Source organism: Spiroplasma endosymbiont of Andrena trimmerana (assembly GCF_964019575.1).
Classification (GTDB): domain Bacteria; phylum Bacillota_I; class Bacilli_A; order Mycoplasmatales; family VBWQ01; genus Spiroplasma_E.
This window is the reverse complement of the sequence record NZ_OZ026455.1, coordinates 407,587-429,153: the sequence shown is the minus strand read 5'-3', so window position 1 is coordinate 429,153 and position 21,567 is coordinate 407,587. Positions and strand designations below refer to the sequence as shown.

General features: G+C 23.1%; 23 protein-coding genes and 1 tRNA gene. 18 read left to right on the top strand and 6 right to left on the bottom strand.

Features of this window, described 5'->3' with window-relative positions; genetic code table 4:
* Positions 1-190 precede the first annotated feature (190 nt).
* The 3 genes from AACL03_RS02535 to AACL03_RS02525 all read left to right on the top strand — a co-directional run bounded on the left by AACL03_RS02535 (position 191) and on the right by AACL03_RS02525 (position 4,535).
* Positions 191-2,206, top strand: coding sequence for a M60 family metallopeptidase (locus AACL03_RS02535; RefSeq protein WP_339039112.1), 2,016 nt, complete (start codon positions 191-193; stop codon positions 2,204-2,206).
* Positions 2,207-2,482: 276 nt separating this feature from the next.
* Positions 2,483-4,120: an ankyrin repeat domain-containing protein gene (locus AACL03_RS02530; protein ID WP_339039110.1), complete on the top strand. Its 1,638-nt coding sequence runs from the start codon at positions 2,483-2,485 to the stop codon at positions 4,118-4,120.
* A 187-nt stretch (positions 4,121-4,307) separates the two neighbouring features.
* Positions 4,308-4,535: a hypothetical protein gene (locus tag AACL03_RS02525; protein ID WP_339039109.1), complete on the top strand. Its 228-nt coding sequence runs from the start codon at positions 4,308-4,310 to the stop codon at positions 4,533-4,535.
* 12 nt (positions 4,536-4,547) lie between these two features.
* Here the strand turns inward: AACL03_RS02525 and AACL03_RS02520 are convergent, their stop codons facing one another.
* The gene (locus AACL03_RS02520) at positions 4,548-5,498 is read right to left on the bottom strand and encodes an IS30 family transposase (RefSeq protein WP_339038665.1); all 951 of its coding nucleotides are present in this window, start codon (positions 5,496-5,498) and stop codon (positions 4,548-4,550) included.
* Positions 5,499-5,837: 339 nt separating this feature from the next.
* Between AACL03_RS02520 and AACL03_RS02515 the strand changes: the two genes are divergently transcribed.
* From AACL03_RS02515 to AACL03_RS02490, 6 genes are all read left to right on the top strand, one after another.
* Positions 5,838-6,173, top strand: coding sequence for a hypothetical protein (locus tag AACL03_RS02515; protein ID WP_339039106.1), 336 nt, complete (start codon positions 5,838-5,840; stop codon positions 6,171-6,173).
* A gap of 5 nt (positions 6,174-6,178) precedes the next feature.
* Entirely contained in the window at positions 6,179-6,496 is a 318-nt protein-coding gene (locus AACL03_RS02510; RefSeq protein ID WP_339039103.1) for a hypothetical protein, read from the top strand.
* A gap of 52 nt (positions 6,497-6,548) precedes the next feature.
* On the top strand, positions 6,549-6,815 hold the full coding sequence (locus AACL03_RS02505) for a hypothetical protein (protein ID WP_339039101.1): 267 nt from the start codon (positions 6,549-6,551) through the stop codon (positions 6,813-6,815).
* Between the two features lie 200 nt (positions 6,816-7,015).
* Positions 7,016-7,858: an energy-coupling factor transporter ATPase gene (locus AACL03_RS02500; RefSeq protein WP_252320168.1), complete on the top strand. Its 843-nt coding sequence runs from the start codon at positions 7,016-7,018 to the stop codon at positions 7,856-7,858.
* Positions 7,834-8,712 carry an energy-coupling factor transporter ATPase gene (locus AACL03_RS02495; RefSeq protein WP_281748539.1) on the top strand — a complete coding sequence of 293 codons (879 nt, stop codon included), beginning with the start codon at positions 7,834-7,836 and terminating at the stop codon, positions 8,710-8,712. The genes AACL03_RS02500 and AACL03_RS02495 overlap by 25 nt, the downstream gene beginning before the upstream one ends.
* A gap of 13 nt (positions 8,713-8,725) precedes the next feature.
* Positions 8,726-9,574: an energy-coupling factor transporter transmembrane component T family protein gene (locus AACL03_RS02490; RefSeq protein ID WP_281748540.1), complete on the top strand. Its 849-nt coding sequence runs from the start codon at positions 8,726-8,728 to the stop codon at positions 9,572-9,574.
* 29 nt (positions 9,575-9,603) lie between these two features.
* On the opposite strand, the gene AACL03_RS02485 is transcribed toward AACL03_RS02490, so the two are convergent.
* The gene (locus tag AACL03_RS02485; protein ID WP_339038665.1) at positions 9,604-10,554 is read right to left on the bottom strand and encodes an IS30 family transposase; all 951 of its coding nucleotides are present in this window, start codon (positions 10,552-10,554) and stop codon (positions 9,604-9,606) included.
* A gap of 282 nt (positions 10,555-10,836) precedes the next feature.
* Between AACL03_RS02485 and AACL03_RS02480 the strand changes: the two genes are divergently transcribed.
* Positions 10,837-11,697, top strand: coding sequence for a hypothetical protein (locus AACL03_RS02480; RefSeq protein ID WP_339038780.1), 861 nt, complete (start codon positions 10,837-10,839; stop codon positions 11,695-11,697).
* Positions 11,698-11,729: 32 nt separating this feature from the next.
* Entirely contained in the window at positions 11,730-12,221 is a 492-nt protein-coding gene (locus AACL03_RS02475) for a hypothetical protein (protein WP_339039097.1), read from the top strand.
* A gap of 140 nt (positions 12,222-12,361) precedes the next feature.
* Here AACL03_RS02475 and AACL03_RS02470 read toward each other — a convergent pair whose 3' ends face one another.
* Positions 12,362-13,606, bottom strand: coding sequence for an ISNCY family transposase (locus AACL03_RS02470; RefSeq protein WP_339039095.1), 1,245 nt, complete (start codon positions 13,604-13,606; stop codon positions 12,362-12,364).
* A 214-nt stretch (positions 13,607-13,820) separates the two neighbouring features.
* Between AACL03_RS02470 and AACL03_RS02465 the strand changes: the two genes are divergently transcribed.
* Positions 13,821-14,036 carry a hypothetical protein gene (locus AACL03_RS02465; protein ID WP_339039093.1) on the top strand — a complete coding sequence of 72 codons (216 nt, stop codon included), beginning with the start codon at positions 13,821-13,823 and terminating at the stop codon, positions 14,034-14,036.
* Here AACL03_RS02465 and AACL03_RS02460 read toward each other — a convergent pair.
* The gene (locus AACL03_RS02460; RefSeq protein WP_339039091.1) at positions 14,033-14,983 is read right to left on the bottom strand and encodes an IS30 family transposase; all 951 of its coding nucleotides are present in this window, start codon (positions 14,981-14,983) and stop codon (positions 14,033-14,035) included. The two genes, AACL03_RS02465 and AACL03_RS02460, sit on opposite strands and share 4 nt — an antisense overlap.
* 718 nt (positions 14,984-15,701) lie before the next feature.
* Here AACL03_RS02460 and AACL03_RS02455 point away from each other — a divergent pair.
* Both AACL03_RS02455 and AACL03_RS02450 read left to right on the top strand, forming a co-directional pair.
* Positions 15,702-15,778 (top strand) — tRNA-His (locus tag AACL03_RS02455).
* Positions 15,779-15,934: 156 nt separating this feature from the next.
* Positions 15,935-16,471 (top strand): DUF402 domain-containing protein, encoded by a 537-nt coding sequence (locus tag AACL03_RS02450; RefSeq protein ID WP_338958122.1) that lies wholly within the window; start codon positions 15,935-15,937, stop codon positions 16,469-16,471.
* Positions 16,472-16,532: 61 nt separating this feature from the next.
* Here the strand turns inward: AACL03_RS02450 and AACL03_RS02445 are convergent, their stop codons facing one another.
* Positions 16,533-16,754, bottom strand: coding sequence for a hypothetical protein (locus tag AACL03_RS02445; RefSeq protein ID WP_338958120.1), 222 nt, complete (start codon positions 16,752-16,754; stop codon positions 16,533-16,535).
* Positions 16,755-17,154: 400 nt separating this feature from the next.
* On the opposite strand from AACL03_RS02445, the gene AACL03_RS02440 reads away from it, so the two are divergent.
* A complete protein-coding gene (locus AACL03_RS02440) occupies positions 17,155-17,670 on the top strand; it encodes a hypothetical protein (protein WP_252320148.1) in 516 nt (171 codons plus the stop codon).
* A gap of 10 nt (positions 17,671-17,680) precedes the next feature.
* Here AACL03_RS02440 and AACL03_RS02435 read toward each other — a convergent pair whose 3' ends face one another.
* Positions 17,681-18,193 carry a hypothetical protein gene (locus AACL03_RS02435; RefSeq protein WP_252320146.1) on the bottom strand — a complete coding sequence of 171 codons (513 nt, stop codon included), beginning with the start codon at positions 18,191-18,193 and terminating at the stop codon, positions 17,681-17,683.
* A 174-nt stretch (positions 18,194-18,367) separates the two neighbouring features.
* Here AACL03_RS02435 and AACL03_RS02430 point away from each other — a divergent pair, with 174 nt between their 5' ends.
* From AACL03_RS02430 to AACL03_RS02420, 3 genes are all read left to right on the top strand, one after another.
* Positions 18,368-18,511, top strand: coding sequence for a hypothetical protein (locus AACL03_RS02430; protein WP_339039088.1), 144 nt, complete (start codon positions 18,368-18,370; stop codon positions 18,509-18,511).
* 64 nt (positions 18,512-18,575) lie between these two features.
* Positions 18,576-19,922, top strand: coding sequence for a BMP family ABC transporter substrate-binding protein (locus AACL03_RS02425; protein WP_339039086.1), 1,347 nt, complete (start codon positions 18,576-18,578; stop codon positions 19,920-19,922).
* A gap of 333 nt (positions 19,923-20,255) precedes the next feature.
* Complete coding sequence (locus tag AACL03_RS02420) at positions 20,256-21,563, top strand: BMP family ABC transporter substrate-binding protein (protein ID WP_339039084.1); 1,308 nt, start codon at positions 20,256-20,258, stop codon at positions 21,561-21,563.
* Positions 21,564-21,567 lie beyond the last annotated feature (4 nt).

Genomic DNA, 21,567 nt, shown 5'->3' with positions numbered 1-21,567 from the left:
TGTAAGGAGTTTTTAGTTTTTTTAATTAAAAATAAAACTTATATATTTGATCGGGATAGTATTTGGATTATTTGTATATAAAACAATAATTATCAAAAAAATATCAGTCAATAATTAAAATTATTTTTGTAAAGAAATTTACTAGATATAGTAATTTTTAAATATTTATCTCAAATAAAGGAGAAAAAATATGAAAAAAATGGTTGTTGCTAATGCACAAGGTATTGTTGAAGAAAATCTTACTAAGGAACAAAGAGTACTTAATCATTCTAAATTTACTCCAACAGGAATTTTTGTAGTTAAAGGATCAAAAATAACAATAAAATTATTAGAAAATGATGAATCTTTACTTAGCATTTTTATTGGACAATGAGGAAGTTATAAAAATTTAAATGATGGTCAAAGTTTAAAACCAAAAGAGTATGTTATTAATGAAGAAAATCAAACTATTATTTCTGAAATAGAAGGTATGTTATATCTGTATAATAAAAGTGAAAGTACTGATTACGAAGTATTAATTACTGCTGAATCAGAAGTAGAAGATCCAACATTTGTTACTAGTAAAATAATAAATAAAAAATATAATGAAACATTAAATAATAACATTAATTCACGATTTGCTAAAATTATTGTTGAAGATCCAATAGAAGTTCCAACATTTGTTGTTGATACAACAACAAATGAAGAATTTCAACAAATGTTATATGATAATATAGAATCACCATTTGTTGAAATTATTGGAGAACATGTTTTTGGAACATTCCAAATGGAACTTGCAAAAGAATTATGAATAGATGAAGATCCTAATAACTATAATATTAATGAAACATTTACTCGTTTAGATAAGGTTTATGAATTAACAAGTACAGTTAGTGGATTAAATTTAGAATATAATGGTATTGCTCGAAAGGTTAATAATAAAATACATATTACAAATCCTGATACTGGTGCAGGATATGCTAGTGCAACACACTATCATATTATTATTCAACAAGCTACTGGTGCAGGAAAAGCATTATTTAAGAAGAAACCTAATGAGGGTTGATATATATGACATGAGATAGGACACACATTTCAAAATCCACGTTATAAATGAAATGATCTAACTGAAGTTACAGTAAATATTAGTGCGCTTTGAGTTGAAAGAGAATTTGGATTTCAAAATAACTTAATTAAATGACATGCTGATAAAGATATTAAAGAATTCATTTTAAATTCAAATGCTGATAAAAATTTTGATAAACAATCACTTTTTGTTAAATTAGGTATGTTTTGACAATTAGATCAGACCTTTGGAAAATGATTTTATTCAACTTTAAATCAATCTTGTCGATTATTAGATAATAAGTTATTACCAACTGATAATGAATTAAAAAAACAATTTTTTATTCAAATGACTTCAAAAATAGCTAATCGAAATCTAATTCCATTCTTTGCTAAATGAGGAATTAAAGCTGATGAAGATACTGAAAACATTGTAAGTAAATATCCAAAGTTAACAAAAGAGATTTGAAATAATATCTTTGATGGTCATTATGATGATGCTATTGTTGAACATGAATTGCAAAGTTATCAACCAGTGCAAGAAGTAAAAGTTATTAGTTTTTTAGAAAAAAGTATTGGTGATGAAATTTTAAAAAATGAAGTTAAAGAAAATATTATGATGGAAGATAATTTAGAAGTTGAAAGTGTTGAAGATATTTCTTATCAAAAACCTGATTTTCTTGATGAAAAAAGTATTGATACTAATTTTGTAGTTATAGATAGAAATGAAGATTTTGTTGGTAATAAATATCAAATTCCAGTGAAATTAAATTTTGCAAATAGTATATTATTAGAAGGAATGGGACAGGACTTAACACAATATCGAGCAATTATTAATTTAAATAAAACTAAGAAAACATTTTTCATCAGTGGTAATAATGAAAAATTTAATATTGGTTATGGAGGCAGTGATTATATAAAAATTACTATTAAAGATGCTAATGGTAATTCAATTTATAAAAAAGTGGCAGTAGGAAAGGATCCAACATCGGTTTTTGATGATCTTAATGAGATTAATTATAAAAATAATTATATGATTATATTTTGATTTATGGAACCAAAAAGAGGACTTTATTTTGATCCAAGTGTTGGTGAATGAGTTCCTTCAACAACAAAAGATGTAGAATTTGTTGTTAGTGATGATAAACTAATTAAAAAATAATATAAGTTAAAAAAATAAAAATAGAATTTGCTATTAATAGTAAATTCTATTTTTATGACATAGTAATTTTGATTTTTTTGGTTTTATTTTTTATATAGTAAAATTTAGTTTTTTTATATATTTTTTAAAATTATATAAAGTTAGAAAACCTTTATGATATTATTAATTCATAATTTAATAAATGTTTAGTACTAATATGGATATTTTATCTATATTAGTTTCTTTTATGTTTATTAAATTTTACTTTTGATTTGAATAAAAAGGAGAAAATGAAAGATGATATCTATAGAAAATATTAATAATTTAGATATAGAGATATTTATTAAAAATGTAAAAAAATTATTTCAAGAAAAAATTAATACTTATCAACTTATTGATAAATCTTTTAAAGAACTAGAAAATTTTAAAATTGTAGAAGAGATAAAATTAAAATTACAAGATAATCTTGAAATAATAAAAGAAAGATTAATTAACTATGAATATGAAAAAGATGGAGATAGTTTAAAAGATTCTGCAGAATTAAAAAAGATAGAATTGTTTTTAGAAGAATTAGAAAATATAATAGTAAATAATTATGATATTAATATTAGTTATAAATGTGCTAATTTTCTTATTATGAATGATGAAAAGGAACAATTAGTAAAATTATTTAAAGTTAATAATTCAATTTTATTTAAAAGTAAATTAAGTTTTGCATTAGCAAAAAAATTAATTGAAGAAGGAAATATCAAAGGTATAAAATTATTAACTAATAATATTAGTTTAGAAGAAATAATTGATAATGAGAGTAATCTTTTTCATATTGCTGCAAATAATGGTCAAATTGATATTTTAAAATATTTATTATCAATTAATAAAGAATTAATTAATAATAAAAATAAAAAAGGAAAAACACCTATTGAATGTGCTTTCGAATATGCTGCCAAACGTTTTATCAAATATGGTGAATTTGATAATGAAGTTATTGAATTTTTAATTAATAATTCTAATGTTAATTTATTGTTTACTAATAATGAAATATGAAAATCATTAGATCCTAACTCAAATATTAATTCAGTTAAAGGATGAAATATATTCCATATAGTAATACTTTTCGGAAATGTAGATATTGTAAAATTATTAATACAAAAATTAAATGATCAATCATTAATAAATTATGTAGCAGAAAAAATTGGTACTCCTTTACAATGTGCAATTGTAGGTGCTAGTGTTGATACAACCGGTCTACCTAAAGAGGGAATGCCTTGAGTTAATCCATTATCTTATTTTAGATTTATATCAAATAATGATATGGGTATAAAGGACAGTAGAACTAAAATTTTAGTTGAAAATTATAAAGAAATTGCAAAAACATTGCTTTCTATTTTATCTTATGATCAAATTAATTCTAAGGATACTGAAGGAGATAGTCCAATTCATGATTGTGTACTAAGATCTAATGTTGAATTATTAAAATTAGTATTAAACGCAGGTGGTGAAGTAAATATGCAAAATAATTTAGGATATACTCCCTTGCATCAAGCAGTTCTTTATTCTAGGTTTGAAGTAATAGAAGAACTGTTACAAATACCTAATATTGACTTAACAATAAAAGATAAAAGCGGATTAACTGCATACGATTTAATTGTGAAAAAAAGTAATAGAAAAGATAAAATTAAAATAATAAATTTAATAGAAAATTGTCTGTTAAGTAAAAATATTAAATTTGAACGTTTTGTTGAAGTTATTATTGATAATAATATATCTGATAATAATATATTTGATACTAATGGTTATTATGATGAGGTTGATACTGTTTCCTTATTAAGTAATGATGATGATACAAGTGATGTAGACAGTATAATTTGAGAGTCTAATAATAATTTTTCAGATAGTTTAGTTACTGATACTGTTTCTTATACAACAAGATTTTAGTGTTTAAAAATAAACTTTTTTAATAAATCTTAAATATTTTATAAAAATTTAAAAGTGTTATCTAGCAAGTATAATATATATTTAATAAAGTTTATATATAATATATACGAAAAACTAAATATAGTTTTCAATCCATTATTTTTTTTAAAAAAATAATCGATTTTTTTATTTTGAAAGGAAGATTTTGATGCCAGTTACTGAACAAGAAAAACGTAAAAAAGAAAGTTCAGAAATAAAAAAAGTAATTAAAGCCTTTGAAAAAGAAATCGAAGAAAATGATAAGCAAATTAAAAATGAAAAAAAAGAAATAAAAAAATGAGAAAAACTAAAATTAAATATTAATGATGAAAAAAAAGATTTAAGTAAAGAAATTAAAAAACTTAAGATAGCCTTAAATGAAATTGCTAAATTGTAAAGGTAAGTGCAACTAAATTATTTTTCTATCCAAATATTCGATTGGTGAAAGATAATTTAGTATTTTTCTCGGTTTTTGATTTAAAGACAATATAAATTTATGAACTTCATTTTTATTAGTTTTTGAAAAAATAAATTTTTTAGGAAATTTTTCTCTAATTAAACCATTAGTATTTTCATTAGTACCTCTTTGTCAAGGTGAATATGGATTGGCAAAATAAATTTTTACATCTAAATTTTTTTCAAGTTGTTGTCAATTTGAAAATTCTTTGCCACGATCAAAAGTAATAGTTTTAACAATGTTTTTAGGAAGAATTGATAAATAATAACTGACATTTTTATTAATAACTTTAGTAGTTCTGTTTTTAACTAATATTGCTAAAGTAAATCGTGATACTCTTTCAACTAAAGTTATTAAACATGATTTGCTTTTACCTCGTGATGATACTATAGTATCTCCTTCTCAATGACCAAGTGTTATACGATCATTAACATTTATATCTCGTTCTTTAATTGATTTACCATTAAACTTGCCACGATTTTCTTTAGATTTTCGTTTTTTACCTTTTCTTCTTAAATTTTTACTAGTAACTTTATCAAGCATTCCAAAATAAATTCAAGTATAAATTGTTTTAAAACTAATAACTCATTCTTTATGAAAATTTTTAATTCTGCCATAAATTTGTTCAGGTGATCAACCTAATAGTAATTTTTGTTGTACATATTTTACTAAATTCTTATTTTTAAACTTATGAAAACTAATATGTGATTGTTTTCGATTTTCAGCTTTATTTTGTGCAATTAATGAAAAATAATGATTATTATCTTTATTTCTATTAATTTCTCGAATAATAGTACTAATACTTCGATTAAGATTTTTAGCTATTTCACTAATTTTAAATTTAAATTTCAATTGATTCTCAATATAAATTCTTTCATCTATGCCAAGATGTTTATAACTCATATAAAAACTCCTTACTTTTTTCTAAACTAAATTTAGCATTATGAAATTTTTATATGAGAATTTTTTGCAATTTTATTTACTTGCACTTACAAGTATAACTCAGCAATTAAAAATAAATTAAAGGAAAAAAAAGAAAAAAATATTAAATATGAAGAAAAAGAGGTAAAGTTTAAAGAAAAAGATTTAATAAAATTAGAAAATTTAAGAAAAGAAATTGAAAATAAAGTTGAAGTAGAAGAAAAGCAACAACAACAAATACAAGAAAATATAACAAAATTAAAAGAAAATAAACAAGAAATAATAAATCAATTAGAAGAACTTAAAAAAAATGAGAAAGAAATGGAGGAAGAAATAGTCAAATTAAAAGAAACGATTGTTGTTAATGATAATAATGTGAATCTTTTGATTAAAGAAAAAGAAAATGAAATATTAGAAGTAAGATTAAAAATTGCTAATTTATCTGCTAGTTTAAAAAGAAAAGAGAAAGAAATAACATTATTAGAATTTGAAGAATTTAAACATGAACAAATTATTTTAGAAAATAAAGAACAATTAATAAAAGCAAATCATAAATTATATTCAAATAAAAAAACAGAAAATGAAGTTAAAATAGCAGAATTGGAGATCAAAAAAATAAGAAAATTTGTGAAATATATGAATTACAGCATAAACTAAATATAGTGGTTATAGATGATGCAAATATTAATTTTAAAATTTTAAGTTTACTTTTGATAATATGTAGGCTTGAAAAATCTTCTATAAAAATTGTCAAAGAAATTACAACAAAAAAAGATGTCTTAAAACAAATAAAAAATAATTCATTAGAAGAATCAATAGTAATTTCACCAGAAGAAAACGCTACTTCTGTTCAGCAAAATGCAAAACCATGGTTTAAACGTATATATAAACCATTTACTAAACTTTATAGAGGTAGTAAACAAAAACTTACATTAGGATATTATCAAAGGAAAAGAAAAATCTTTAGAAGCGGAAATTAGGAAATTAGAAGCTGAAAAATTAAAAGATTTTTGAAATAAATTTTGATTACTTATGAGCTGTGGTTGTTATAATAATCATGGTAAAACAACAAGAAAAATAGAAGAAAAAAAACGAGAATTAAAAGATATTAAAAAAGAACTAGAAAAATTATCAAAAAATAATGTTTCAAATAATGATCCGCAACCTTCAACTTCATCAGCAGTACCCAGCTCATCTAAAAGTTGAAGTGACAAATTATTGAAATCAACAGAAGAAGTAACAAAAACTGAATCTTTATTAAAAGAAAATTCTAAAAATCTAGATATTTCTTTACATTAATTTTATAGAATAGAAATTTATATAACTTTAATTTATAAACTAAATTTTATTAGAAAATGAACAATAATTTAACTTCAATTTTGAACAGATATTGTTCATTTTTTTCTTTTTTTATAATTTTTATAAATTATAAATTGATATATATAAAATTACTGTTATAATTTTACTAGCATAATATTTAAAATGGAGTTAGAAGTAATATGAGTAAATCTAAAATTTCATTAAGTTTAAAAAATGTTGAATTTCGTTATAAACCAGAATACAATAACGCTGTTGATAATGTTAGTTTTGATATTAATCATGGTGAATATATTACTATAATTGGTCATAATGGTAGTGGTAAGTCAACACTTTCAAAAATTATTATTGGTGTTTTACACAAACAAAAAGGTACAATTCAATTATTTGGTGAAACAATTACTAATAAAAACATTAAACAATTACGTCGTCACTTAGGTATTGTTTTTCAAAATCCTGATAACCAATTTATAGGTTCAACTGTTCGTGATGATATTGCTTTTGGCTTGGAAAATCATTTAGTTGAGCCCAGTGATATGCCAGCAATTATTGACAGAGTTTCTAGGGCAGTGGGTATGGAAAAATATTTAGATCATGAACCACTATGATTATCTGGTGGTCAAAAACAACGTGTAGCTATTGCTTCAGTTTTAGCTTTAGAACCTGATATTATTATTTTTGATGAGGCAACTAGTATGCTTGATCCAAAAGGTAAACGAGAAGTTAAAGAAATTATGTTAAAATTACAAGAACAACGCAATAAAACTATTATTTCTATTACTCATGATATGGATGAAATTATTAATGCCGATAAAATTATTGTTATGAATAAAGGTAAATTAGTTCGTTATGGAACTCCATCTGAAATATTAAAAGAATGAGAGTTTTTACAAAGTATTCATTTAGATATTCCTTTTGTTTTAAAAGTATCGTTAGGTTTAAAAAATAAGGGAATTAATATTAATGAAACATTAAGTGAAGAGGAGCTGATTTCTAGCTTATGTCAATTAAATTCAAAGAAGTAAGTTATACTTATTCTCCAAAAACCCCTTATCAATATCAAGCATTAAAAGATATTACTATTGAAATTGTTGAACAAAAAATAGTTGCTATTATTGGTGAAACTGGCAGTGGTAAATCAACTATGATTCAACATATTAATGGTTTATTAGTTCCAATGGCAGGTTCAGTTGCTATTAATGATTTTATTATTAAGGCTAATCAAAAAAAAATTCGTGATATTAAAAAAATACGTAAACAAATTGGCTTAGTTTTTCAATTTCCCGAATATCAGTTATTTGAAGAAACTATTGAACGAGATATTATGTTTGGACCAGTTAATTTTGGTGAGAAAAAAGATAAAGCACGAGAGTTAGCAAAAAAATATATTAATTTGGTTGGATTAGACGAAACATACTTATCAAGAAGTCCATTTGATTTGTCTGGTGGTCAAAAACGAAGAGTTGCTATTGCTGGTATTTTGGCATTACAAGGTCATACTTTAATTTTAGATGAACCAACAGCAGGACTTGATCCCGATGGTGAAAAAGAATTAATTAATTTATTTTATGATTTAAATCATAAAGAAAATAAAACTATTATTTTAGTAACTCATAATATGAATCATGTACTAATGGTTGCTGATGAAGTTATTGTATTACATAATACACAGATTTATAAAAAAGCAGATCCAATTACTATTTTTAGAGATAAAAAATTAATTACCGAAACCGGAATTGAGCCACCAAAAATTTATAGTTTTTTATATAAATTAGAAGCAGCAGGATTTGATACATCAAAAATTACTGCTAGAAGTGATTCAGAATTAATTGACCAGTTGTCAAAAATATTATCCAAAAAAAATAGCAATAAAAAGTAAGGAGTAATAAATAATGAAAGTTAGTTTTGGTCGTTATTTACCTTTAAATTCAATCATTCATCGTGTAGATCCAAGAATTAAATTACTAGTTTTAATTTGTTTAATTGCTTCACTTTTTTTTCATACTGGTTTTGAAGGTTACGCTCTTATTGGTTTTACTGTCATAACAATTTTCTTTTGTGCAAAATTACCTTTTATGATGTTATTAAAATTAATGCGCCCCATTTTATTTATGGCATTTATTTTATTTATAATTAACTGTTTTTTAACTGATGGCCCTAATGTTGGAATGATTTGACGTTGGCATGGTATTAAAGTATCGTATAAAGCTATATTTGTTAGTATTTATATTGCTCTTAGAATTTATTTAATGATTTTAATTACAACAATTTTAACAACCACAACTCAACCATTAGATTTAACATTAGCATTAGAAGATTTAATGTTACCACTAAAATTAATTAAATTTCCAGTACATATTATTTCAATGATTATTTCTATTGCTCTTCGTTCAATTCCTACATTATTAGATGAAGCGGGCAGAATTTTAAAAGCGCAAGCATCACGTGGTGTAGATTTAAAGAATGGTCATTTTAAAGAAAAAGTTAAATCGTTAGTATCATTAATTATTCCCTTATTAGTTTCTTCATTTCAAAAAGCAGAAGATTTAGCATACGCTATGGATTCAAGGGGTTATGATCCGCAAGGTAAAAGAACACGTTTTCGTCAATACCATATTGATTTTAAAGATATATTTTTCTTTATTATTGGTGTAGGATTGTTAGCATTTCTTATATCTTATACTTATCATCCAGAAATATTTTGAAGAATTCCATTTATTGATGATTATTATTCACAATAATATATGCTAAATTGTAAAGGTAAGTGCAACTAAATTATTTTTCTATCCAAATATTCGATTGGTGAAAGATAATTTAGTATTTTTCTCGGTTTTTGATTTAAAGACAATATAAATTTATGAACTTCATTTTTATTAGTTTTTGAAAAAATAAATTTTTTAGGAAATTTTTCTCTAATTAAACCATTAGTATTTTCATTAGTACCTCTTTGTCAAGGTGAATATGGATTGGCAAAATAAATTTTTACATCTAAATTTTTTTCAAGTTGTTGTCAATTTGAAAATTCTTTGCCACGATCAAAAGTAATAGTTTTAACAATGTTTTTAGGAAGAATTGATAAATAATAACTGACATTTTTATTAATAACTTTAGTAGTTCTGTTTTTAACTAATATTGCTAAAGTAAATCGTGATACTCTTTCAACTAAAGTTATTAAACATGATTTGCTTTTACCTCGTGATGATACTATAGTATCTCCTTCTCAATGACCAAGTGTTATACGATCATTAACATTTATATCTCGTTCTTTAATTGATTTACCATTAAACTTGCCACGATTTTCTTTAGATTTTCGTTTTTTACCTTTTCTTCTTAAATTTTTACTAGTAACTTTATCAAGCATTCCAAAATAAATTCAAGTATAAATTGTTTTAAAACTAATAACTCATTCTTTATGAAAATTTTTAATTCTGCCATAAATTTGTTCAGGTGATCAACCTAATAGTAATTTTTGTTGTACATATTTTACTAAATTCTTATTTTTAAACTTATGAAAACTAATATGTGATTGTTTTCGATTTTCAGCTTTATTTTGTGCAATTAATGAAAAATAATGATTATTATCTTTATTTCTATTAATTTCTCGAATAATAGTACTAATACTTCGATTAAGATTTTTAGCTATTTCACTAATTTTAAATTTAAATTTCAATTGATTCTCAATATAAATTCTTTCATCTATGCCAAGATGTTTATAACTCATATAAAAACTCCTTACTTTTTTCTAAACTAAATTTAGCATTATGAAATTTTTATATGAGAATTTTTTGCAATTTTATTTACTTGCACTTACAAGTATAACTCAGCATATAAAAAAATAATTAAATTTTTATTTATATATTTAGAAAATATTGTCAATATCGAGTGAAAATTTCCCAAAAATATTTATCAAAAAAAATAAAAAAGAAGTAAAATTTAACAAATAAAAGTTGCTTTGTTTTGAAAGTAAATATTTTTATATTTACTTTCAAAGGAGAACAAAATTATGAAATATTTTAGTCCAAGTTATTGATTTAAATTGTGAGTATTAACTGCTCCACTTTTAAATAATAAAATACAAGGTATTAATGGTAAGTCAATTGATAATTCAAATATTAAAAATTGAGTTAGAAAAAATACGACTAGTTTAGATTTAGTAAATCAACAATTAAATTTTGCAAGTAATAATCAAACAGATTTTATTATTAACAACCCAACAACAAATAGCAAAATAAATATGAATAAACATCGTCATGAAAAACACAGAAATCGATTAAAAAGAACATTAAATGGTAAAAACGAAATAAGGGGTAGTTGAGGTAAAGTAACTTGTTCATTTACACCAAAAACTTTTGAAGGAATAATAGCTGATTATCATTATTGAAAAGATAATCCTGCATGAGAACTTGGCGAAAAATTTAAAGAGGATATGATGCAACGATATAATTCTAATGATATTTCAATTACTGCAATTTTTCCATGAACATGAAAAGAAATACAACAAGTAGGTAAAACAATTTGAGATAATTTTTCAAAAATTGAAAAAGTATATACAGATAGTTCTAGAAAAGAACGTATAGAAATTGTACTTTATGAAAAACCATTTAATTGATTTGATTTTGAATCAGTAAGAATAATAACAGAAGATGAGAAATATTATCCAAATAATCGTCTTGATAATTTAGAAAATGATTTTCCAGATTGAAATAAAGATATAAAAATTAATTTAGGAAAAATTAATCATAACGTTGATAACGAAATTAAAAGTGCCATAAAGAAAAAATATCATAATTTTAAATTATCAGAAGTTTATTTATTGGATAAATCTAATTACTCACACTTTATTGGCTATTTTGAAAAAAAATAATTGTTGGTACTTTTAGTCCCTATTCTTATGGTTTGACAAAACCAACTTTTACCTATGTAACACAAGATAAATTTAATGAAATTTCAAATATTATAGCAAATGATTCAAAAGTTAAACAATGATTTGCACATATAAATGAATGAAATTCTACTTTACCACAAGCAATCAATAATTCTAAAACATTTAATCCTCAAGCATTATATAATTGAAAAAGACAAGAAAAAGAAATAATAAAAGGTTATATAAGAGATTGAAGTTATATTTCAACTTTAATTGAACATGAATTAAAGTTAGATGAATTAAACAAAAATATTCAAGGAATCAAAGCAGATTTTGAAACTTTAAAAAAACAAGTTAATGAACTTGACAACAGACTTCTAAATCTAGAAAATAAATCAAATTTAAATTGTGAAAACACATTAACTATTGTTAATGGTGCTTTAAATACTATTCCCATAATTGGTAATGTTGTTGGTGGTATTACAACAATGGCTTCTGGTGCTGGTGCTGTTGGTGGTGTATAATTTTATTTTTTATATCTTTAAAATCAATTTTAAGGCATCAAATTTGCTGCTCGACAAACGATTTAAAATTTTATATAGTTAAGTATTCACAAAAATAATCTTTTATAAAAAGAATTTTATCTAATTTTAATTTGGTATTATTAGTATCCATATCTTCAAGGATGGTTTTTATTTGGTATATAAACCTTTTTAGTTTTTATCAAATCTTCTTTGATAATTGGTTTTGGTGCTATTTCTTTTAATTCATATATTTGATGATTATAACTAAGATATAACTCATTAATAAACGATTTAAGTACAATTACATCAGTTCTAGGTTGTATGTATTGAACTTTGCTATTTTTATAAGGAAAATACTTTTTACCATAATATGTTATAGTTGAACCACTATCCGTTTTTCTTTTAGAAAATCTTGAAAGATAAATATTTATTTCTTCTTGGTTTGGAGCTTTAATCATAGCAGATTTATTATTATCAATAGGTAAGGCAAATTGCTTATTAAAAATACTTATATATATTTTAAGAAATTGATTAGCTTCTTCTAAATTTTTAATTTTATTAAGTCTAAGTTCACTAATTAAGCGACTTTGAAGTGTTCCAAATAAGCGTTCGATTCTACCCTTAGCTTGTGGAATGGAAGTTCTAATAATTTCAACACCTAAATCATTACAAGACTTTTGGAATTGAGTATAAGTATCATTTTCCGTGTTTATTTTGCCAGCATCGATTTGTTTTTTATATCCAAAAACTGTTCTATTATCAGTATAAAATGTTTTTGGTATGCCATATTTAGTTAAAATTTGATAAAAAACATTATAATAACCATCTAATGTTTCTTGATGATCAAATCATAGTCCGACAATATTTCCTGTAGCATCATCAATTGCAGCATGTAAAAAAGCTTTTGGTTTATCCTTACCAAATCAATGATGATTACTTGCATCCATTTGAATTAATTCACCAAAATTTGTTCTTCGGTTTCTTGTAGGATGCAAGTTATTTTTCTTATTTTTATGTCTTTTTGGTGAAGTAATTTTTTCTTTAATTAATATAGTATAAAGTGTACTATATGAAATTTTAATTTTTTCTTCATTGTTTAATTTCTCATGGAAATGTTGAAAATTAAAATTATAATATTTGGTTTTATATAAATTTATAATCTTAATTTTGATTTCAAAATTTGTTGTTTTATTAGAAATTTTATTTTGGGATTTATGAATAAAACCAACTTTACCTTCTCTATTGAAAATTTGAATTAATTGGTTAATTCTTCTAATAGTTAGGTTAAGTTTATTCTTAGCTTGATGTTTAGATAATTTATTAATAATAATGTCATTTATAATATTAAACTTATATTTTTCTTTCATAGTCATGCTTCTTTCCATATTTATCACCAAGTATATTTAACTTTACTTTTGGGAAATTTTTGCTCGATAACTAATAGGAAATTATCACTAAATAATGACAATATTTAGAAAATATTTGTAATTATATTTTTCTTAAGTATAATAATTTTATAAGCTTAATATAGTTTTTAACCCGTTGTCTTATTTTAAAGTATATGGGTTTTTTATTTTTTTAAAAGAGGAGAAATTAAGTATGTCTAGAGAATGAAAATTTGAAAGAAGAGATTTTGAAGAAAATCAGAAACGTATTGAAAAAGAAATCCAAGAAAGAATAAAACAAAATGAAGAAGAAAGAAAATTAGAAAAGGCAAAAAATTTACAAGAAGAATGTAAAAGAGCTGAAGAAGAAAAATTAAAAAAAGAAAATAAACTTATTAAAAAGCTAAATTGTAAAGGTAAGTGCAACTAAATTATTTTTCTATCCAAATATTCGATTGGTGAAAGATAATTTAGTATTTTTCTCGGTTTTTGATTTAAAGACAATATAAATTTATGAACTTCATTTTTATTAGTTTTTGAAAAAATAAATTTTTTAGGAAATTTTTCTCTAATTAAACCATTAGTATTTTCATTAGTACCTCTTTGTCAAGGTGAATATGGATTGGCAAAATAAATTTTTACATCTAAATTTTTTTCAAGTTGTTGTCAATTTGAAAATTCTTTGCCACGATCAAAAGTAATAGTTTTAACAATGTTTTTAGGAAGAATTGATAAATAATAACTGACATTTTTATTAATAACTTTAGTAGTTCTGTTTTTAACTAATATTGCTAAAGTAAATCGTGATACTCTTTCAACTAAAGTTATTAAACATGATTTGCTTTTACCTCGTGATGATACTATAGTATCTCCTTCTCAATGACCAAGTGTTATACGATCATTAACATTTATATCTCGTTCTTTAATTGATTTACCATTAAACTTGCCACGATTTTCTTTAGATTTTCGTTTTTTACCTTTTTTTCTTAAATTTTTACTAGTAACTTTATCAAGCATTCCAAAATAAATTCAAGTATAAATTGTTTTAAAACTAATAACTCATTCTTTATGAAAATTTTTAATTCTGCCATAAATTTGTTCAGGTGATCAACCTAATAGTAATTTTTGTTGTACATATTTTACTAAATTCTTATTTTTAAACTTATGAAAACTAATATGTGATTGTTTTCGATTTTCAGCTTTATTTTGTGCAATTAATGAAAAATAATGATTATTATCTTTATTTCTATTAATTTCTCGAATAATAGTACTAATACTTCGATTAAGATTTTTAGCTATTTCACTAATTTTAAATTTAAATTTCAATTGATTCTCAATATAAATTCTTTCATCTATGCCAAGATGTTTATAACTCATATAAAAACTCCTTACTTTTTTCTAAACTAAATTTAGCATTATGAAATTTTTATATGAGAATTTTTTGCAATTTTATTTACTTGCACTTACAAGTATAACTCAGCAAAAAATTAAAAAAAGTAAAAAACACAAAAATAAAAGACATAAAAATAGAAAAGAAGTAAGCATTTTAAAAGAAAAAAGAAAATTAATATTTTTATAAGTTTTATTTATTTAACTAAGAATACTAGTAATATTTCTTATTTTAGAATAATTATTTATTTTTGTTTGATTTCAAAGAAATACCATTATTATTTGTGATAATTTTTCAATCGTGTTGATTTGTTATGATATAAAATATGTTAATTTTACAAGAGTTTTCTCTTTATTTTCATTTTTATTAAATAAAATATTTTCAATAGGAACACTATTACAAAGCTATTACTGTGACTAGTGTTTTAATCAGTAAACTTCCTAATTTCTAAATATAGTATGGCTTAAAAGTGTATTAGGATATACACACATAGAAAAGGTATTAAGAGTATTTAAATCAATTATTATGATTAATTATTAATTTTAAATTGTTTTCTAATTGTTAATAGTAACATTGTTTTTTATTATTATTACTGTTATATACGAAAATTAGATGATTATTTTTGTAGTTTTATGAAAAAAAATATTAAAAAATCATAAATTTATTGTATAATATTTAACGGTTTTACTTATAGAAACTAATATGGCGACTGTGGCGTAGCGGTCTAGCGCATCAGTTTGTGGAACTGACATTCGCGGGTTCGAATCCCGTCAGTCGCCCCATTTAATAAAATTATGTTTTTTTACTACTCCTTTTTGGAGTTTTTTCTTTTTTAAATAAATATTATTATAAATTTATTTTCGCTTTTTATTTACTAAATAAATAATGGTATAATTATTATGTTTTATGATTTGCAGAAAGTTGAGGTTTAAATGTATATGTACCTTAAAGAAGGGCAAATACTTTCAATTCATGCATATAAGCATAATGGCGATTTATATCGTAGTTGAAATAATTCAATTGTTTTAGAAGATACTGAAAAATATTTAGTTTTAGTAAATGAGAATGTAACAATTACTGAAATTAATGGTCGTAAATGAACAACCGTTGATCCAGCAATTTGGTTATTTTTTAAAAATGATTGATACAATATTATTTGTATGATTCGTAATGATGGTGTTCATTATTATTGTAATATTGCCAGTCCTTTTATTTTAGATTCGCAAACAGTTAAATACATTGATTATGATTTAGATGTTAAAGTATTTCCTAATCGTTCTTATAAACTGTTAGATTTGAAAGAATTTAAAACTAATCGTCGAATATGAAAGTATCCAATACCTTTACAAAATATATTATGACAAAATATAAATAAATTAAAAAAAGGAATTAAGAAAAATGAAATTAATTTATTTAATGATGATGTAATTTTAAATTATTGAAAAAGTTATCAAGACCAAAGTTTACAAAAATAGTAAGAACATATGTTCTTACTATTTTTGATATTAAAACTTTTTATAACTAAATTAAATTTTTTTATAAAATAGGTAATGTTTTTGCATAATTATGTTCTCTCATAATACTGTTTATATTACTTTTTTTACTTTTATCTTCAATACTATTATTTATATTTTGAATATCTATATCATTAAATTGTATTTTCTTTTTGTAATTATGATAATTAATAGCATATGTTTTTAATTTTTTTATTTCTTTAAACATTAAGTTTTTTATTTCTTGTTCAATTTCTTTATTCATTTTTTTACTCCTTTTAAAAATAAAAACCTATTTACTTTGAGAAACAAAGTAAATAGGTTAAAAACTATATTTAGTTTGTAGTTTTTTTAACATTTTTTTTGAAATTTTACAATCAATAAAGATAATATATTTATTTTTAAAATTTAAAAGACAAGATATAATTATTATTAACTATTTAAATTACGTATTATTGTTGATTTATATTGGCTAAATGTTAAGATAAATGTAAAATTAGATACTTAATTATTAATTACATTTAGTTTTTAATAATTTTAAAAATGATTGATAAATAAAATTATTGTTTATAGATTTTAAATTTTTTTTGCATAAGATGTTAAAAATAAAGTACGAATAGTTTACTAGAAATATTGCGAAATAATAATTATAAAAAGGTAAAAGGATGTTAAAATTTTCAAAAACATTATCTAACATTGGTATTTATCTACTTTTGACAACATTAATGCCGGTAATGGTTATTTCTATAATTATGATTTCTTTAAAAGGATTAATGGAAAGTTCTTATGAATTATTATGGAAGTTTGGAGAATGATTACAAGAAGTTTTTGATTCTGGATTAAGTACTATTCAATGATTAGGATGAATTATATTGATAGCTTGTCTAACAACTTATGGTATTCTTATATTTATTTTAGTTATGATAAATTCAAGAAAAGCATTTGAACAAAGAATTGGTTATATTCTTGGTTTAGTAATTGGAGTTGGTTCAATTGTTGTTACATTATTACCATTAATTATTGTTAGTATTGCCAGTCTTGGCAATGGAGTAATAACTTTAGTATTAGGATTATCATTTGTTTTTATTGGATTAAATGGTGGTTTAGTTGCTTGTGGATCATTATTTGGTTTAATTAGTGCAAAAAATATTATAAATTTATGAGATGCAAAGAAAAAGTAGATATAATCTACTATTTGTTATTTATGTATTTACTTCATGGTAATTGTAAATTTGTTAATGTATAATGCATTAATTGTCGATGTATGCTAATAATTAAAACGTTAAATATTGTTACAATAAGTAAAATTCATCAATGATCGTTTAAAGTATTAAAATAATCAAGTTTGCTTTTAAAAACGGCAGTTTCAACTAACATAAATAATGCATTTAAAATGAAAAAAATTAATCAACCAAAACTAAATAGAATAATTAGATAACGATAAAATTTAGTTTGAAAAGTACTACCTTTGACTTTAATTTGATAAACTGTTTCATAAGTATAATGATTAATAGAAAAAGCAAACAAAATTAATAGAATTAAACTATTTATGCCAACTATTAATAAAATATTAATTATTTTTTCACTAGTAGTATTTATTAAAATTGAACCTATTATTATAAATATAATTTGAACAATTAATCACAAAATGCTAACATAAAAAAAACTTTTTTTTGTTCAGTATTTAATTAATTCATTTTCCATTTTGTATCACCATATTAATTTTAGTATATTTTATGCAAATATAGAATAAAATTTATCTTTTTATAATTTTTCATAACATAATAAGTTTGGGAATAACTAAAATTAGAGAGGGAAATAAAATGGCAATTGAAGTAGAAATTAGGCGTATACGTCTAAGACTTGGTTGAAGCATATTTGGGGAAATTAGTAGGTGTTCGTCAAGCAACAATTAGTAGAATTGATTTATATAATCCTGTTCATTGTGCACGAATTATTCTTGATGCATATAATAGAGGAATTATTAATTTTGATGAAAAATATGGTAAAAATAAAGTATAAAAAAATTGTAAATAAATATTAATATTTTTACTGTAGTACATTTTTTTATTTATAGGAGAAATTTATGAAATATTTTTTAAAATTATTAATTATTACTTTGTTAATAAATAGTTCATCAGTAGGATTAATTGGATGTAGTATTCCTAGTGTTGGTGATATTTGAATAATTACTGATGGTGGTGATTTATTCGATAAAGCTTTTAATCAGCAAGTATTAGAAGGTTCAAAAGAGTTTACTAAAACATTTAATGATAATCGTATTATGATTAGTAATTTACCCGGTAATGAAGTTTGAAAAAATAAAAAAATGAAAACGCGTTGAATTATTTCACGAGATAGTACCGTTTCAACTTTACAAAATAATTATAATTTAGCAACATTTGCTGGTGCTAAAACAATTATTGTTGTTGGGTTTAATCATCTTGGTGCATTAACATCAGCTATTCAAAATCAATATAAAAAGTTAGGTGTTCGTTTTATTTTAGTTGATGCTAAATTAGAAAAGCCAGTTGATGTAGCGTGTTTAAGTTATTCAGCAGAACAATCAGGGTTTTTATCAGGATTAGCAGGAGCAATATGATTAGCAGCTAATCATGAAACATATGATGATAATGGTTTAAAAATGTCAACTTTTGGTGGTTTACCAGCTGATACTATTGTTAGTTATATGATGGGTTATTATTGAGGTGTATATTATTTTAATAAATATCGTAATAGCAATGATAATTTATTGGAAATGACTAATGCCATTAGAATTAAAGAGGGTAAGGAAAAAATTGAAAAATGAACTAATAAATTTGATATTCATTTTGATAAAATTGCTAAACAATTTACAGGTAGTTTTGAATCCGGTACAAAATCATCAAAAGCGATAACTTCACAATTAATTAATGGATATAAAGATGATATTGTAATGCCTGTTGCAGGAGCACAAACAATTGATTTAGTATCAGCTGTTAAAAACTCTACTACTAATAGCAAAGCAAAAATTATTGGTGTCGATGTTAATCAAAGTGTTCAATATAGTTATGCTAAAGATATTTTTATTACATCAGCTTTAAAAGGAATTCATAAGTCAGTTAATACTTGATTATGACATTCTTTTAATTTAGATTATAATGAGGATGGTATTAAACCTATTAATGGTGAACAATACTTTGATGGTAGCATACCACAACCAGCATTAGGTGGTCAGCAATATCTTGGAATTGCTAATAATGATTCTATTAGTGCTATTTATAATAACTTAATTATTGATAGTAATGATTATTGACATTTGGCACAAAAAGTAACTGATGCTTATAATAAATTAGTTGCTGATTTAGCTAATGATTCTACTCGTGATAAGTGAGAAAATGCTTGAAAAAATTATGTTGATGAAAGTGTTGAAAAGTATAAACCACAGTTTTAATAAAACTTTACTATATATTTTAAAAAATTTATAATTATTCTTGAATTTTTAAAGAATAAGTTTTATTATCTTATATAATGGTAGTTATGCCATTAAAAGGAGAAACTAGTGTTTAGAGTTAATTGTGAAAATAAGAAAATAATTAATATTAAATACATATATACTGTATTTTTTAATAGTAAGTTATTCCCACCCATTTATTTTCAAAATTTATTTATACACAGTTTTATTTTATTTTGAATAATTGAATTAAGAAAGCAATGTTTTTGCTTTCTTTTTTTATATTTTTTTTATATAAATATTTATATATAATTGTAGGAGGAATATAATAGTATGCGTAAAATTTTTACTGTATTTAGTGCAATATCATTGTCAGTAATAATGATATTACCAATCATTGCTTGCAATAGTCAGTTTAATGATCCAAATATTTATCGAATAACTGTTGTAACTGATGGACATACTATTAATGATGCTTCTTTTAATGAATCATCATATAATGCTGCCCTCAAGTTTAAACAAGAGTTTAATGATTGAACACATAGTGATTATGTTGATCCTCAATATAAAAATAAAAGAGTTGAGGTTTCTTGAGATAATCCCCAATTAACTAATACTGATGATTTAATGACATCATATAATAAAGCCGTTTTCATAAACAGTAAAGTAATTATTGCTTCAGGATTTTTACATCATAATGCTTTGGTTAAAGCACAAAATACTATTTTAAAACATAAAGTGAAATTTATTTTTATTGATGGTGATACTGCAAATAAAGAAGTACCAAAATCTAATAAACAATTGGCTGGTTTACTTTACAAAGCAGAACAATCAGGCTTTTTAGCCGGATTGGCAGGGGCAATATGGTTAACTGCTCATGCTAATCAATATGGTGGACTTGATAATTTAAAAATGTCAACCTATGGTGGACTTGATATTCCAGCAGTTACTAATTATATGTATGGTTATTATTGAGCCATACAGTTTTTTAATAATAAATTTAAAAATAAAGAAGATGAAGAAAAATTAATATCATGAGTTAAAATTTTAAATTCAGATTTTAAAGAATCATTACCAAATATTAAATTTATAACTTCAGGTACTCAATTTAGTGGTGATTTTACTCAAGGTTCACAAGGTTCACAAGCAATTAATGATGATCTTGCTTGACAAAAAACTAATATTATTTTTCCGGTAGCAGGACCACAAACCGAAGATACTTTATCATCATTAAAAAAATCTGGTCAAGGTAAAATTATTGGTGTTGATACAGATCAACAACTTCAATACCCACAATCTGCAGATAGGTTTATTACTTCTGCAGAAAAAGATTTAATTAGTTCAATTAAACTTATGCTCTGAAAATCAGTTGGTAAAACTGATCAGAATCCAGAGCATCCAACTGATCCAACTGCCGATCAAACATTTATTGATGATGCACCATACAGAGGTGGGCCTAATTTTACTGGAATAGCACCAAATAAAGCAATTAAAGATGGTGATAAAGATATTTACACACCATTAATGACAGAAACTACTAATTGATTAGATAAAATTTCTGCTGGATGACAAAAAGTACTCAATTTAAAAGATCATTATTGAATTAATGGTATTAAAAAAGAATATGATCCATTTAAATAATTAA